The 14669-nt window shown below is 74.7% G+C and carries 13 protein-coding genes and 1 pseudogene; 10 read left to right on the top strand and 4 right to left on the bottom strand.

Annotated features, from left to right (window positions below; translation table 11 throughout):
* The first annotated feature begins 20 nt into the window (after positions 1-20).
* From O7609_RS07810 to O7609_RS07785, 6 genes are all read left to right on the top strand, one after another.
* On the top strand, positions 21-1139 hold the full coding sequence (locus O7609_RS07810; RefSeq protein WP_269743308.1) for a hypothetical protein: 1119 nt from the start codon (positions 21-23) through the stop codon (positions 1137-1139).
* Between the two features lie 210 nt (positions 1140-1349).
* Entirely contained in the window at positions 1350-3071 is a 1722-nt protein-coding gene (gene hutU / locus O7609_RS07805; RefSeq protein ID WP_269734226.1) for a urocanate hydratase, read from the top strand.
* A gap of 11 nt (positions 3072-3082) precedes the next feature.
* Complete coding sequence (locus tag O7609_RS07800; protein ID WP_269744325.1) at positions 3083-4270, top strand: allantoate amidohydrolase; 1188 nt, start codon at positions 3083-3085, stop codon at positions 4268-4270.
* Positions 4261-5595 (top strand): formimidoylglutamate deiminase, encoded by a 1335-nt coding sequence (locus O7609_RS07795; protein ID WP_269743307.1) that lies wholly within the window; start codon positions 4261-4263, stop codon positions 5593-5595. The genes O7609_RS07800 and O7609_RS07795 overlap by 10 nt, the downstream gene beginning before the upstream one ends.
* An 87-nt stretch (positions 5596-5682) precedes the next feature.
* Positions 5683-6864 carry an imidazolonepropionase gene (gene hutI / locus O7609_RS07790; RefSeq protein WP_269743306.1) on the top strand — a complete coding sequence of 394 codons (1182 nt, stop codon included), beginning with the start codon at positions 5683-5685 and terminating at the stop codon, positions 6862-6864.
* 65 nt (positions 6865-6929) lie between these two features.
* Entirely contained in the window at positions 6930-7565 is a 636-nt protein-coding gene (locus tag O7609_RS07785) for a TIGR03086 family metal-binding protein (RefSeq protein ID WP_269743305.1), read from the top strand.
* Here O7609_RS07785 and O7609_RS07780 read toward each other — a convergent pair.
* Together O7609_RS07780 and O7609_RS07775 are read right to left on the bottom strand one after the other, a co-directional pair.
* On the bottom strand, positions 7549-8082 hold the full coding sequence (locus O7609_RS07780) for a fibronectin type III domain-containing protein (RefSeq protein ID WP_269743304.1): 534 nt from the start codon (positions 8080-8082) through the stop codon (positions 7549-7551). The two genes, O7609_RS07785 and O7609_RS07780, sit on opposite strands and share 17 nt — an antisense overlap.
* Before the next feature lie 185 nt (positions 8083-8267).
* A complete protein-coding gene (locus tag O7609_RS07775) occupies positions 8268-9209 on the bottom strand; it encodes an RNA polymerase sigma factor SigF (protein ID WP_269743303.1) in 942 nt (313 codons plus the stop codon).
* A gap of 291 nt (positions 9210-9500) precedes the next feature.
* On the opposite strand from O7609_RS07775, the gene O7609_RS07770 reads away from it, so the two are divergent.
* Entirely contained in the window at positions 9501-9884 is a 384-nt protein-coding gene (locus O7609_RS07770; protein WP_269734220.1) for an STAS domain-containing protein, read from the top strand.
* Between the two features lie 187 nt (positions 9885-10071).
* Positions 10072-10575, top strand: a complete 504-nt coding sequence (locus tag O7609_RS07765) for an ATP-binding protein (RefSeq protein ID WP_269734219.1) — start codon at positions 10072-10074, stop codon at positions 10573-10575.
* A gap of 281 nt (positions 10576-10856) precedes the next feature.
* On the opposite strand, the pseudogene O7609_RS07760 reads toward O7609_RS07765, so the two are convergent.
* Positions 10857-11789 (bottom strand): annotated as a pseudogene (locus O7609_RS07760) (peptide MFS transporter); the annotation flags it as partial.
* Positions 11790-12194: 405 nt separating this feature from the next.
* Between O7609_RS07760 and O7609_RS07755 the strand changes: the two are divergent.
* Together O7609_RS07755 and O7609_RS07750 are read left to right on the top strand one after the other, a co-directional pair.
* Positions 12195-12872 carry a response regulator transcription factor gene (locus O7609_RS07755; protein ID WP_269734218.1) on the top strand — a complete coding sequence of 226 codons (678 nt, stop codon included), beginning with the start codon at positions 12195-12197 and terminating at the stop codon, positions 12870-12872.
* Positions 12873-12892: 20 nt separating this feature from the next.
* Complete coding sequence (locus O7609_RS07750) at positions 12893-14155, top strand: ATP-binding protein (RefSeq protein ID WP_269734217.1); 1263 nt, start codon at positions 12893-12895, stop codon at positions 14153-14155.
* Here the strand turns inward: O7609_RS07750 and O7609_RS07745 are convergent.
* Positions 14084-14590, bottom strand: a complete 507-nt coding sequence (locus O7609_RS07745; RefSeq protein ID WP_269734216.1) for a GtrA family protein — start codon at positions 14588-14590, stop codon at positions 14084-14086. The two genes, O7609_RS07750 and O7609_RS07745, sit on opposite strands and share 72 nt — an antisense overlap.
* Between the last annotated feature and the right edge of the window lie 79 nt (positions 14591-14669).

Here is a 14669-nt window from a genome sequence, read left to right as displayed (position 1 = left end):
CCGAGTCGGGAGAACGTCCAGTGATCGCCATATCCCTCATCCTGCTGCTGGCCGCCGTGGTCGTCGCGGCCCTCGGCGGGGCCGCCCTGCACGCCGTGCGCGGGCTGCGCCGCGAGGTGGCCGGACTCCGCCGTGACCTCGCGACCCGGGCACGCCGTGCCGTGCCCGCCGCCCGTGCGGAGCCCGTCGGCGAGGAGGTCCGGGCCGCGGTCGCGGACGCGCTCGCGGCCGAACGCGAGCGTGAGCTCGCCGAGGCGCGCGCCTTCTGGGCCGCCCAGGAGGCGCGGGACGCCGAGGGGCTGGGCGACGGGCCGCCCCCCGGCCTGGCCTCCGAGCTCGCGGCCGGGCCCTACGACGGCCACTCCGACCACATCGTGAGCGCCATGGACGCCGCGCTGCTGGACGCCCTCCTCGACGAGGTGGCGACGTCGGCCGGCCAGCCCGTGGTGCCGCGCCAGCCCGACCGCGACTCCGGCGACCGGGCCCCCGCCGCCCGGCCGGGGAACCCCGGGGAGCCCGGGGGTGAGACCGGCCCCGGGGAGCTGGTCCCCGAGCGTGCCGACGTCGAGCACGAGCAGCACGCCAAGCACGAGCAGCACGGCATGGCGTACTCCGACGGGGAGTACGACGCCGAGCCCGTGGACGTCGAGGCGCGTGTCGAGCCCGCCGCCGAGGCGGCGCACGTCGAGGCCGGGCACGTCGACGTCGACCCGGCGGAGTCCGCGCGGGCGGACGCCGAGGCGGCCGGGCGGGCCGCCGCCCGCCGCCGTCACCCCTCCAACCCGCACCACACCCTGGCGGGTGAGCCGGTGGTTCCGGCGCAGGCCGGTGCGCCGGAGAGCAACCCCGAGCGCACGCTCGCCCGGCTGGCCGCCGTGGCCGAGGCGGGCACGGAGCTGGCAGACGTGCGCCCCGGCCCCCTGGGCACGTTGGACGTCTACCTGTTCGCCGACGGCACCACCGTCTGCCTGTCCCCGGGGCACCGGGAGACGGCGGAGCGGCTGGCCGACGCCCTGCGCGCGGGGAAGCCGCCCGTGCTGCTCGGCGGCTCCGGCGTCTCCGGCGGCTACGCCCTGACCTTCGGGTGCGAGGACGAGACGGTCTACGTCCTGGCCGACCGCGTCATCGCCTCCCTGTGAGCCCCGCCCGCCGAGGCGGGCCCTGTCACCGTTCCTCCGCCGCCCCGGACGGTCGCACCGCGATCCGTCCGGGGCGACGTCGTCATGCCGGGGCCCGGTGCGCCGTGCCGGGGCGCCGGCGGTGTTGACTAGTTATATTCAGTTCGTAGAGTGTGTGAATACTTCGATCCGTTCAAGCGGCACACACCGGCGTCCGGGAGGCAGGGGCTCATGGCAGCACAGGCAGGGCAGAGTGGACCGCGCACGGTGCGCGCACCCCGGGGGAGCGAGCTCACCACGCTCGGCTGGCAGCAGGAGGCCGCCCTGCGGATGCTCCAGAACAACCTCGACCCCGAGGTCGCGGAGCACCCCGACCAGCTCGTCGTCTACGGCGGCACCGGCAAGGCCGCGCGGGACTGGCGCTCCTTCGACGCCATGGTCCGCACCCTGCGCACGCTCAAGGCCGACGAGACGATGCTCGTCCAGTCCGGCCGCCCCGTCGGCGTCATGACGACGCACGAGTGGGCCCCGCGCGTCCTCCTCGCCAACTCCAACCTCGTCGGGGACTGGGCCAACTGGGAGGAGTTCCGGCGCCTGGAGCAGCTCGGCCTCACCATGTACGGCCAGATGACCGCCGGCTCCTGGATCTACATCGGCACCCAGGGCATCCTCCAGGGCACCTACGAGACCTTCGCCGCCGTCGCCGCCAAGCGCTTCGGCGGCACGCTCGCGGGGACGATCACGCTCACCGCCGGGCTCGGCGGCATGGGCGGCGCCCAGCCGCTCGCCGTGACCATGAACGACGGCGTCGCCCTGTGCGTCGACTGCGACCCGCGCGCCATCGACCGCCGCATCGAGCACCGCTACCTCGACGTGCGGGCCGACTCGCTCGACCACGCCCTGGAGCTGGCCACCGCCGCCCGCGACCAGCGCAAGCCGCTGTCGATCGGCGTGCTGGGCAACGCCGCCGACCTCGTGCCGCGACTGCTCGCCATGGGCGCCCCCATCGACATCGTCACCGACCAGACCAGCGCCCACGATCCGCTGGCCTACCTCCCCCTCGGCGTGGACCTCGCGGACATGGCGTCCTACGCCGCCGAGAAGCCCGCCGACTTCACCGCGCGGGCCCGGGAGTCGATGGCCAGGCACGTCGAGGCGATGGTCGGCTTCATGGACGCGGGAGCGGAGGTCTTCGACTACGGCAACTCCATCCGCGGCGAGGCCCAGCTGGCCGGGTACGGCCGGGCCTTCGAGTTCCCCGGCTTCGTCCCCGCCTACATCCGCCCGCTGTTCTGCGAGGGCAAGGGCCCGTTCCGCTGGGCCGCCCTCAGCGGCGACCCGAAGGACATCCACGCCACCGACCGCGCCATCCTCGACCTCTTCCCGGAGAACGAGTCGCTGGCCCGCTGGATCAGGATGGCCGGGGAGCGGGTGCACTTCCAGGGCCTGCCCGCCCGCATCTGCTGGCTCGGCTACGGCGAACGCGACCGCGCGGGCGAGCGGTTCAACGACATGGTGGCGAGCGGCGAGCTGTCCGCACCCGTCGCCATCGGCCGCGACCACCTGGACTGCGGCTCGGTCGCCTCCCCCTACCGCGAGACGGAGTCCATGCTCGACGGCTCCGACGCCATCGCCGACTGGCCGCTGCTCAACGCCATGGTCAACGTCGCCTCCGGGGCGTCCTGGGTCTCCGTCCACCACGGCGGTGGCGTCGGCATGGGCCGATCGATCCACGCCGGGCAGGTCACGGTGGCCGACGGCACCCCGCTGGCCGGGGAGAAGATCCGGCGCGTCCTCACCAACGACCCGGGCATGGGCGTCATCCGGCACGTGGACGCCGGGTACGAGCGGGCGGACGAGGTCGCCGCCGAGCGCGCCGTCCGCGTCCCCATGCGCGAGGGCGCCGGGAGCGCCGAGCGCCGGGGTTCCGAGGGCGAGGGGCAGCGGGCGTGACCTTCCTGGAGATGTGGCGGGACCTCGCGGGCATCGGCCGCAGCGCCGAGACCGGCGGCTACCGCCGCTACGCCTGGACCCCGGCCGACACTGACTGCCGTGCCTGGTTCCACGACCAGGCGGCGGCGCGCGGGCTGGCCTGCGAGACGGACCGCAACGGCAACCAGTGGGCCTGGCTGGGCGACCCGGCCGCCGGGGACGCCGTCGTCACCGGCTCCCACCTGGACTCGGTGCCCGACGGCGGCGCGTTCGACGGGCCGCTCGGCGTCGTCTCCGCGTTCGCCGCCCTGGACGAGCTGCGCTCCCGGGGACGGGAGTTCGACCGTCCCCTCGCCGTGGTGAACTTCGGCGACGAGGAGGGCGCGCGGTTCGGCGTCGCCTGCACCGGCTCCCGGCTCAGCTCCGGCAAGCTCGGCGCCGAGGCCGCGCGCGCACTGCGGGACGCCGACGGCGTCACCCTCGCGCAGGCCATGGAGCGGGCCGGGCAGGACCCCGAGGCCCTCGGGCCGGACCCGGACCGGCTGGCACGCGTCGGCGCCTTCGTCGAGCTGCACGTCGAGCAGGGCCGGGCGCTGGCCGACACCCCGCACCCCGTCGGCGTCGCCTCCGCCATCTGGCCGCACGGGCGCTGGCGGTTCGACTTCCACGGGGAGGCCAACCACGCGGGCACCACCCGCATCGTCGACCGCCGCGACCCGATGCTCACCTACGCCCGCACCGTCCTCGCCGCCCGTGCGGAGGCGGAGGCGGCCGGGGCGCTCGCCACGTTCGGCAAGGTCGCGGTGGACCCGAACGGCGTCAACGCCATCGCCTCCCGCGTCCGCGGCTGGCTGGACTCGCGGGCCGCCGACGAGGCGACGCTCGACGCCGTCGTCACCGCCATCGAGCGGGCGGCGGTCGAGCACGGCCGCGGCGACGGCGTCCGGGTGGGCGTCACCCGCGAGTCCTTCACCCCCGTGGTGGAGTTCGCGCACGACCTGCGCGACCGCATCGCCGCGCGGCTCGACGGCGTGCCCGTCCTGCCCACCGGGGCGGGACACGACGCCGGAATCCTGGCCGACACCGTCCCCACCGCCATGCTGTTCGTGCGCAACCCCACCGGCGTCTCGCACTCCCCGGCCGAGCAGGCCACCGAGGACGACTGCCACGCCGGGGTCGACGCCCTCGCCGACGTACTGGAGGACCTCGCGTGCCGGTGACCTACTGGACCGAACACGTCTGGCTGGACGGCCGGGTGGCCTCGGGTGTGGCCGTGGACGTGGCGGACGGCCACGTCAGCGCCGTCCGCGACGGCGTGCCCGCCCCGCCGCCCGGCGCCGAGGCGCTCCGCGGCCTCACCCTGCCGGGCCTGGCCAACGCCCACAGTCACGCCTTCCACCGGGCCCTGCGCGGCTTCGTCCAGGCCGGCGGCGGCGACTTCTGGACCTGGCGCGAGCAGATGTACCGCGTCGCCGAACGCCTCACCCCCGACACCTACTACGCGCTCGCCCGGGCGGCCTACGCGGAGATGGCGCTGGCCGGGATCACCTGCGTCGGCGAGTTCCACTACCTGCACCACGCGCCCGGCGGCACCCCCTACGACGACCCGAACGCCATGGGCCACGCCCTGACCGCCGCCGCGGCGGACGCGGGCGTCCGCATCACCCTGCTCGACACCTGCTACCTGTCCGCCGGCTTCGGACAGCCGCCCACGCCGCCGCAGCGCCGGTTCTCCGACGGCACCGCCGAGCGCTGGGCCACGCGGGCGAGCGAGCTGAAGGCCGACGGCAACACCCGCCTGGGGGCGGCCGTCCACTCCGTGCGGGCGGTGCCCGCCGAGGAGCTGGAGACCGTCGCCCTGTGGGCGGCCGACCGGCACCTGCCGCTGCACGTCCACCTGTCCGAGCAGCCGGCCGAGAACGACGCCTGCCAGACCGCGCACGGCCGCACCCCCACCGAGCTGCTCGCCGACCACGGCGTGCTCGGGCCCCGCACGGTCGCCGTCCACGCCACCCACCTCACCGACGCCGACATCGCCGCGCTCGGCGGCTCGGCCACCGGCGTGTGCATGTGCCCCACGACCGAACGGGACCTGGCCGACGGTATCGGCCCCGCCGTCGCCCTCCAGCGGGCCGGCAGTCCGCTGTCCCTGGGCAGCGACAGCCACGCCGTCGTCGACCTCTTCGAGGAGGCCCGCGCGATGGAGCTGGACGAGCGGCTGCGCACCCGCACCCGCGGGCACTGGACGGCCGCCGGGCTGCTGCACGCCGCCACCGAGGCCGGGCACGACGCGCTCGGCTGGCCCGACGCCGGGCGCATCGCGGTGGGCCGGCTCGCCGACTTCACCACCGTCGCCCTCGACAGCGTCCGCACGGCCGGTCCCCCGCCCCGGCTGGCCGCCGAGACCGCCGTGTACGCGGCGAGCGGCGCGGACGTCCGGCACACCGTCGTCGGCGGGCGGCACGTCGTCCGCGACGGCGTCCACACGACGGTGCCCGAGACGGCGGCCGCGCTGGCCGCGGCCGTCTCCGCGGTGACCGGCTGACCCACCGCACCCGCCCCGCCGCACGCGCCACCCCCGCACCCCGCACCCCCGCACCCCCGCACCCCCGCACCCCCGTGAAGGAGCCCCATGGCCGCCGCGACCACCCTCATCCGTGACATCGGAACGCTGGTCACGGGCGATCCGGAGCTGGGCGAAGGGCCGCTCGGCCTTCTGCGGCGGGCGGCCGTGCTCATCGAAGACGGGCGCGTCGCCTGGGTCGGCCCGGACGCCGGGGCCCCCGCCGCCGACGCCGCCCACGACGCCGGGGGCCGGGCCTGCCTCCCCGGCTTCGTGGACTCCCACTCGCACCTCGTCTTCGCCGGCGACCGCACCGAGGAGTTCAACGCCCGGATGTCCGGGCGCGCCTACACGGCCGGCGGCATCCGCACGACCGTCGCCGCCACCCGGGCGGCCTCCGACGCCGAGCTGGCCGCCACCCTCGACCGGTACGTGCGCGAGGCGCTGCGCCAGGGCACCACCACGCTGGAGACCAAGTCCGGCTACGGGCTCACGCCGCAGGAGGAGGCCAGGGCGCTGCGGATCGCCGCCGCTCGGCTGGAGGAGGTCACCTATCTCGGCGCCCACGTGGCGGCCCCCGAGTACGCCGACGACGTGGCCGGGTACGTCGACCTCGTCACCGGGCCCATGCTCGACGCCTGCGCGCCGCACGCCCGCTGGGTCGACGTCTTCTGCGAGCGCGGGGCCTTCGACGGGGACCAGGCGCGGGCCGTCCTCACCGCGGGCATGGCCCGCGGGCTCCAGCCGCGCGTCCACGCCAACCAGCTGACCTACGGGCCCGGCGTGCAGCTCGCCGTGGAGCTGGGCGCGGCCTCCGCCGACCACTGCACCCATCTGACGGACGCCGACGTCGCGGCGCTGGCCGACGGCGAGACCGTGGCCACCCTGCTGCCCGGCTGCGAGTTCTCCACCCGCGCGGAGTACCCCGACGCCCGGCGGCTGCTCGACGCGGGCGTCACCGTCGCCCTGTCCACCGACTGCAACCCCGGGTCTTCGTTCACCAGTTCGATGTCGTTCTGCATCGCCGTCGCGGTGCGTGAGATGGGCATGACCCCGGACGAGGCGGTGTGGTCCGCGACCGTCGGCGGGGCGGCGGCCCTGCGGCGCGAGGACGTCGGACGGCTGCGCCCGGGCTCCCGCGCCGACCTGATGTTGCTCGACGCCCCCAGCCACGTCCACCTCGCCTACCGTCCCGGCGTTCCGCTGGTGACGGACGTCTGGCAGGGCGGGGCGCGCGTCGTGCACCGATGAGTTCCCGGGCCCCCGTCCGTCTGTACCGCCGAGAAGGTCGGCTCGGACGAGGACAAGGGGGCCCGGTGACAGCCTGGCCGGACGGCACGGAGTTGTTGGAGCGGGCCATCGGCTTCGCCCTCGGTGCGGTGCGGGACGTGACGCACGCGGAGCTGGAGCGGCCCACGCCGTGCCGGGGGTGGGATCTGCGGGCGCTGCTGCGCCATCTGAACGAGTCGCTCACCGCGCTGCGGGAGGCCGTGGACGACGGGGCCGTCGCGCTCCTCCCGGCTCCCGAGCCACCGGAGGAGGCCGCCGACCCCGTCCCGGCGCTGCGGGCCCGGGCCGGGGGGCTGCTGGCCGCCTGGTCGGCCGCCGATCCGGGTCGGCGGGCCGTGGCGGTGGGCGGGTGCCCGGTGGCCACCCGCGCGGTGACCTGCGCGGGCGCCCTGGAGATCGCCGTCCACGGCTGGGACGTCCACCGCGCCCGGGGTCGGCCGGGGCGGCCGGTTCCGGCGCCGCTGGCGGCCGGGCTGCTGCGGGTGGCGCCGCTGCTGGTGCCCGCCGCGGGGGAGCGGGCGCCGCTGTTCGCCCCGCCCCGTCCGGTGCCGGCCTCGGCGCCGCCGGGCGAGCGGCTGGTCGCCTATCTGGGCCGGGACCCGGCCGGGGCTCCGCTGTGCCCCGCTCCGGGCGCTGCCCCGGGCCCTACTCCGGGAGTGTGACGTCCACGGGGCGGGAGTCCGGCGAGGCGTGGCCCGCCGCGTTCACCGCCCGGACGGTGAAGGTGTAGCCGATGCCGGGCTCCAGCCCGGTGATCTCCGTCCGGAGCGTGCGCGCCCCCACCTCGGCGACCGGGGTGGCCGTGCCCTGCTGGTGGATCCGGTAACCCGCGACGGGCGTGGCCCCCTCGGCCGGGGCGGGCGGCAGCCAGCTCAGCAGGACGGTGCCCGGGCCGACGACCCGGGCGTCGAGCCCGCGCGGCACGGGGGGCGGCGCCTGAGCCGTCTGGGACGCCGGCGGAGGCTGCCGCGGGACCGGGGCTGCCCAGGAGCCCACCGACTCGCCGGACGCCCCCGTGCGGCCCGCCGGGGCCCCCGCGGCCTCTCCCGGGCCCGCGGGTGACGCTCCGGCCGCCGCCGCGCCCGTGCCGGACGCCCCGGCCGCCGTCGTGAGCGTCATGACCAGTACGGCCGTCACCGCGGCCGGAACCGCCCGGCCGATCGCGCACCTGAACGCCACGGGAGACCTCCTGGGGACGACGGGCTTCCGGTTACCGTCCCCTCATTCTGCGGCGCCGGGTGTGACCCTCCGCAACTCGGCGCGCGCACACGGCGAGGGCCCGCCTGGACGCTCGCCTCGGCCTGGAGGCGGGCGTCCGGACGGGCCCCGGGCGCGGGTGCCGGACGGCGCGGTGCGCCGGCGGGTCACTCCTCGATGAGCAGACCCTTGCGCAGCTTGCCGAGCGTGCGCGACAGCAGGCGGGAGACGTGCATCTGGGAGATACCCAGCTCCTCGCCGATCTCCGACTGCGTCATGTTGGCCACGAAGCGCAGCGAGAGGATGCGGCGGTCGCGCGAGGGCAGCTCGGCGATCAGCGGCTTCAGGGACTCGACGTACTCGATGCCCTCCAGGCCGTGGTCCTCGTAGCCGATGCGGTCGGCGAGGGCGCCCTCGGCGTCGTCCTCCTCCGGCTGGGCGTCGAGCGAGCTGGCGGTGTAGGCGTTGCTGGCCGCCATGCCCTCGACGACCTCTTCGCGGGAGAGGTTCAGCCGCTCGGCCAGCTCGGAGACGGTCGGCGCGCGGTCCAGCCTCTGGGCGAGCTCGTCACCCGCCTTGGCCAGGTCGAGGCGCAGCTCCTGGAGGCGGCGCGGGACGCGCACGGACCAGGAGGTGTCACGGAAGAACCGCTTGATCTCGCCGATGATCGTCGGCATCGCGAAGGTCGGGAACTCCACGCCCCGGTCCGGTTCGAACCGGTCGATGGCCTTGATGAGGCCGATGGTGCCGACCTGGACGATGTCCTCCATCGGCTCGCTGCGGGAGCGGAAACGGGAGGCGGCGAACTTCACCAGAGCGAGGTTGAGCTCGACGAGCGTGTTGCGGACGTAGGCGTGCTCGTGCGTCCCCTCCTCGGCGGAGGCCAGACGCTCGAAGAGCGTCTTGGACAGGGCCCGCGCGTCGTGTGGCGCGATCTCGTCGTAGGGGGGGATCTCGGGAAGTCCGGCGAGGGCGGCGTCGATATCGACAGGGTCGGAATCGACGGCGTCCGAGTCGACGGCGTCCGAGTCGACGGCATCGGCGCCGACGGTTTCGGATCCCTCGCTCAGGGGATGCTCGGCGTGTATCTCGTCGAGCTGGGGCGACATGCTGTCCTCCTCGTTGACCGGCATCAGGCTGCCGGGGCCGTGACGTGCACTGCTAGGTGCGGCGCCTCCATGGCTGACGTACTGGCTGGTTCTTTTCTAGGGGTATCCGGTGTTGCGCGGGGATGGCAAGTGCGATATGTCCGGATCGTACCGATAGGACGTTTCGTTCCGGTACCCGTGGGAGCCGTCAAGGCGTAGGGTTCGAATGTGCGATCACGGGGGGTCGAGCAGCGCGCGGCGAGGGGGGCGACCGGCCGCGAAAACGCAGATGAAGACGCAGATGAGGTGTGCATGGACCGCGGAATGCCCGGGAGCACGAGCCACCGGGGGCGCCTGACGGTCGGCGTGCGTCGCACGGGGGAGACCGCCGTCGTCACGCCCGAGGGTGAGCTTGATCACCACACCGCCGAACTGTTGCGTACACCACTGGAATCAGCCCTTGAAGAGGGGTGCAGGCACCTCCTCGTCGACTGCTCGGAGCTGGAGTTCCTCGACTCCACCGGGCTCAACGTGCTGCTCGCCGCCCGGCTGGAGGCCGAGGCCGCGGGGGGCGCCGTCCACCTCGCGGCGATGCGCCCCGTCGTGGCGCGGGTCTTCGAGATCACCGGGGCCAAGGCCGTCTTCACCGTCCACGACTCGCTGACCGACGCACTGGAGGCGCTGCCCGACACCTGACCGGTGCGCGGGGACACGCCGAGCACCGCGCGGAACCCCTGCCCCGGCGTCCGTCCGGTGAAGCGTAATCCGCATCACACCAGCCCGGGGGAATCGGTGGGTGTTCCCGCCGAGTGGACGGGCAGGAGACCCTCTGTATCTGCTGGCGGCATAGGTCCAACTCGGGAACCGGTGAGGTGAAGGACTGATGAGCACCACCCGGCCCTCTCCGGCGGGCGAGATCGGCCCGGAGCCCGAAAACGCTCCGGCTGCCTGCGCCACGCCGTCCGGGCAGGTGCGCGAGCTGCGGCAGGTACGTCGCCTGCGGCTGCTCGGCGTCAGCGGGGCCGTCCAGCGGGCCCGGGACTTCAGCCGCGAGGCCCTCAACGACTGGGGTTGGCTGCCCGCCGTCGACTGGGACGCCCAGGCCGCGGCCGAGGACGTGCTGCTCGTCGTCTCGGAGCTGGTCACCAACGCCTGCCTGCACGCGGGCGGGCCCCAGGAGGTCCGGGTGGCGCGCGGCCCGAAGTCGGTGCGCGTGGAGGTGGTGGACGGCGGCGACGGACGCCCCGAGCCCCGTACCCCGCACCGGGCCGGCCGCCCCGGCGGTCACGGCATGTTCATCGTGCAGCGCCTGTGCGCCGACTGGGGCGTCGTCCACGCGCCCGATGGCCGGGGCAAGACGGTCTGGGCCGAGCTGGCCCAGCCGTAGCCGCCCCCGGCAGGGGCGCGGGCACCCGCGCGAGCGGCCACAGCGCGTCCGCGGCCCGCGCCGTGTGGGCGAGGGCCGCCCAGATCCTGCCCGGCACCCGCCCCCGGGGGCTGCGCATGCCAGTTCCGCGCCTTCGCGCCGACCTCCCCACCGCCGCGCCGGGCATCGTGCTACGCCGGGACGGCCGGTGCCGCGCGCGACGGCGGGTCCGTGCCGAAGGCGAGGCCCTTGGCACGGACCCACCGTGGGCTCCCCGGGCCCGTCCCGGGGGGTTCAGGGGGTCAGCCGACGTCGCCCATCAGCGCCCGCAGGCGGCGGGCTCCGGCGGTGAAGGCGAGGCCCGCGGCCATCGCGACGATCGCCCACATCGTGTAGTAGAGGGTGTCGCCGAGAGGCTCGTTGAGCCGCGTCACCCAGCCGTTGAGCGCGTTGCCGGTCGCGAGGAACCACAGGCCCATGATCTGGCTGACGAACTGCTTGGGCGCGAGCTTGGTGGACAGGGAGAGGCCCACCGGGGAGAGGCACATCTCGCCGAGGGTCTGCACCAGGTAGACGCCCAGCAGCCAGAACACCGTGACCTGCCCGGTGTCGCTGGCGGCGGCAGCGGCGCCCGTCAGGCCCATCAGGCCGAAGGAGCCGCCGACGAGCAGCATGGCCAGGCCGAACTTGACCGGCGTGCTGGGCTCGCGGTTCCGCTGGGCCAGCCGCACCCACAGGGCCGCGAAGTGGGGCGCCAGGATGATCACGTAGACCGGGTTCACGGACTGGAACCAGGAGGCCGGGAACTCCCAGCCGCCGATGCCGCGGTCCGTCTTCTGGTCGGCGAAGATCGTCAGCAGCGAGCCGGACTGGTCGTAGATCATCCAGAACAGCACCGCGGTGACGAAGAACCACACGAAGGCGACGACCTTCGGCCGGTCCTCGGCCGTCAGCTTCGGGCTGCGGAACATCAGCCAGAAGTAGCCGACGGGCAGGACGATGCCGAGGACGGCCAGCGCGTTGACGACGTGCTCGATGTCGAACGTGCCCAGGGCCACGTCCAGGACGAGGGCGCCGACCGCGACCGCGCTCCACAGCAGCGTCCGGTTCAGGACACGCCGCTTCTCCTCGGGGGTGGCCGGGGTGGCCGGGTGACGGCCGACCTCGCCCAGATGCCGCGCGCCGAGCACGTACTGGACGACGGCGAGGGTCATGCCGACGCCGGCGATGCCGAAGGTGCCGGTGGGTCGCGACGCGCGCCGAAGGGTGGGGGCGTGCGCCCGTACGGGGGATGCCGCGGGGCCGGTGGCGCCGGTCCGCGCGAGAGGGGACCGGGCTGGTCGTTTCCCGGTCCTGGCAGGGTCCCGGCACGGGGCACCGGCGCGCTGCGCGCCGGGCGCCGCACGCGGCGGCCCTGGCCCCACGGAGGAGGCGCGCTCACCCTACGCGAGGTCCCACCGCCATGCGAAGACCCATGAGGGATGAATCACAGGGGAAAATCAGCTTTCACTATCACTTCCCAGGTCCATCACCGTTTCCTCCCTCGATAGTGCGGGCTAGACCAGAGACGGTTCACGCTGTGCGACCGCCTCTTTCCCCTACTGGCCCGCAGGTCAGCCGGGCGGGACTACCATCGGGCCATGACCCGAGTACTGCTCGCCGAGGACGACGCCTCCATCTCCGAGCCGCTCGCCCGGGCCCTGCGCCGGGAGGGCTACGAGGTGGAGGTCCGGGAGGACGGGCCGAGCGCCCTGGAGGCCGGACTCCACGGGGAGGTCGACCTCGTCGTGCTGGACCTGGGTCTGCCCGGCATGGACGGCCTGGAGGTCTGCCGCCGGCTGCGCACGGAGGGCTTCGGCTTCCCCGTGCTCGTGCTCACCGCCCGCGCCGACGAGGTCGACACCGTCGTCGGCCTGGACGCGGGCGCGGACGACTACGTGACGAAGCCCTTCCGGCTCGCCGAACTGCTCGCCCGGGTCCGGGCCCTGCTGCGCCGCGGCACCGCCGAGTCCCCGCACCCGACGACGACCCACGGCGTGCGCATCGACGTCGAGTCCCACCGCGCCTGGATCGGCGAGGAGGAACTCCAGCTCACCGCGAAGGAGTTCGACCTCCTGCGGGTCCTGGTCCGGGACGCGGGCCGCGTCGTCACCCGCGACCAGCTCATGCGCGAGGTCTGGGACACCACCTGGTGGTCGTCGACCAAGACGCTCGACATGCACATCTCCTGGCTGCGCAAGAAGCTCGGGGACGACGCCGCCAACCCGCGCTACATCTCCACCGTGCGGGGCGTCGGCTTCCGGTTCGAGAAGAACTAGCCCCGGGACCGCAGACCGCCATGCGCCGCCGCCTGATCAACTCCACGCTCGCCGTGGTGGTCGTCGTCATCGCCGTCTTCGGCATCTCCCTGGTCGTCATCGAGACCCAGGCCATCGAACGCAGCGCGCGGGAGACGACCAGCTCCGAGGCCGCCCGGCTGGTCGCCGTCGTCGAGGCGCGGCTCGCGGCGGGCGAGCAGGTCACCGCCGACACGATGCGCAGCGCCGTCCCCGCCGACCGGTACGTGCGGATCGAACTGCCCGGGCAGGAGTCCATCGCCCTCGGGGAACGCCCCCAGGGCGGCGTCATCCAGGGCCGGGCCCAGGGCGGCTCCGGGGAGACCGTCGTCGTCCAGCAGCCGCGCAGCGTCGTCACCGACGAGATCGGCCGCATCCTTATGATCATCATCGCGGTGGCGCTGGTGACGGTGCTGGCCGCCGTGCTGCTCGCCGTCCGTCAGGCCCGCCGCGTCGCCGCCCCGCTCACCGACCTCGCCGAGACCGCCGAACGCCTCGGCTCCGGCGACCCGCGCCCCCGGCACCGCCGCTACGGCGTCCCCGAGCTGGACCGCGTCGCCGATGTGCTGGACGCCAGCGCCGAGCGCATCGCCCGCATGCTCACCGCCGAACGGCGGCTGGCCGCCGACGCCTCGCACCAGCTCCGCACCCCGCTGACCGCCCTGTCGATGCGGCTGGAGGAGATCGTCCACAGCGTCGGGGACGCCGCCCCCGAGACCGTCCGCGAGGAGGCCGCCATCGCCCTCGCCCAGGTGGAGCGGCTCACCGACGTCGTCGAGCGGCTCCTCACCAACAGCCGCGACCCCCGCTCCACGTCCGCCGTCGGCTTCGACCTGGACGAGGTCGTCCTCCAGCAGGTCGAGGAGTGGCGGCCCGCCTACCGCGGCGCCGGCCGGGCCATCGTGCACTCCGGCAAGCCCGGGCTGCGCGCCGTCGGCACTCCCGGAGCCGTGGCCACCGTCCTGGCCACCCTGGTCGAGAACTCCCTCATGCACGGGGACGGCACCGTCGCCCTGCGCACCCGGATCGCCGGGAACCAGGTCGTTGTGGAGGTCACCGACGAGGGCCCCGGCGTCGATCCGGAGCTGGGCTCCCGCGTCTTCGAGCGCACGGTCAGCGGGCACAACTCCACCGGGCTCGGCCTCGCCGTCGCCCGCGACCTCGCGGAGGCCGACGGCGGCCGCCTGGAGCTGCTACAGCAGCATCCGCCGGTGTTCGCGCTGTTCCTCAGCCGTGAGGTCGCCGGCGCCCCGGCCGAGGCCTGAGGCCCGCCCCCGGAACACCCAGGCGCGGTAGGACCAGAACCGGAACGCCGTGCCCAGACCGAGACCGACGCCGTACTTGGCGACGTTGTCGGCCAGCGGGGAGGTGAAGCCGAAGCCGTAGTGCGAGACGGCCAGCGCCCCGTTCTCGATCACCAGCCCCACCGCGCTGAACAGCAGGAACAGCGAGGCCTCCCGCGATATCCGGCGCTTGTCGGAGTGCTGGTAGGTCCAGTAGCGGTTGCCGAGGTAGTTCGTCGCGACGGCCACCGCCGTCGCGATCACACCGGAACGCACGGGGGCGAGCTGGAAGGTGTGGATGCACAGGTTGAAGACCGCGACGTTGACCAGGAAGCCGAAGGCCCCGACCGTCCCGAACTTCGCCAGTTCCCGCAGCAGGCGCTTCAGCCGGACGGCCTGCTTCGGATGTTCACCCATAGTGATCTTCAGCGCCCCGTTCGGTCAGCTCGGCCCCCAGCACCTCATGCTAGGGCCTGGCCGGAGGGTCGGCCGAGTC

It is taken from the genome of Streptomyces sp. WMMC1477 (assembly GCF_027460245.1).
Taxonomy (GTDB): domain Bacteria; phylum Actinomycetota; class Actinomycetes; order Streptomycetales; family Streptomycetaceae; genus Streptomyces.
This window is presented reverse-complemented; position numbering and strand designations above follow the sequence as displayed.

Excerpts from the sequence above, each read along its gene's own strand:
- O7609_RS07800 (WP_269744325.1), top strand. The coding sequence starts at position 3,083 with ATGTGGCGGGACCTCGCGGGCATCGGCCGCAGCGCCGAGACCGGCGGC.
- O7609_RS07755 (WP_269734218.1), top strand. The coding sequence starts at position 12,195 with ATGACCCGAGTACTGCTCGCCGAGGACGACGCCTCCATCTCCGAGCCG.
- O7609_RS07750 (WP_269734217.1), top strand. The coding sequence starts at position 12,893 with ATGCGCCGCCGCCTGATCAACTCCACGCTCGCCGTGGTGGTCGTCGTC.
- hutU (WP_269734226.1), top strand. The coding sequence starts at position 1,350 with ATGGCAGCACAGGCAGGGCAGAGTGGACCGCGCACGGTGCGCGCACCC.
- O7609_RS07745 (WP_269734216.1), bottom strand. The coding sequence starts at position 14,590 with ATGGGTGAACATCCGAAGCAGGCCGTCCGGCTGAAGCGCCTGCTGCGG.
- O7609_RS07765 (WP_269734219.1), top strand. The coding sequence starts at position 10,072 with ATGAGCACCACCCGGCCCTCTCCGGCGGGCGAGATCGGCCCGGAGCCC.
- O7609_RS07775 (WP_269743303.1), bottom strand. The coding sequence starts at position 9,209 with ATGTCGCCCCAGCTCGACGAGATACACGCCGAGCATCCCCTGAGCGAG.
- O7609_RS07770 (WP_269734220.1), top strand. The coding sequence starts at position 9,501 with ATGGACCGCGGAATGCCCGGGAGCACGAGCCACCGGGGGCGCCTGACG.
- hutI (WP_269743306.1), top strand. The coding sequence starts at position 5,683 with ATGGCCGCCGCGACCACCCTCATCCGTGACATCGGAACGCTGGTCACG.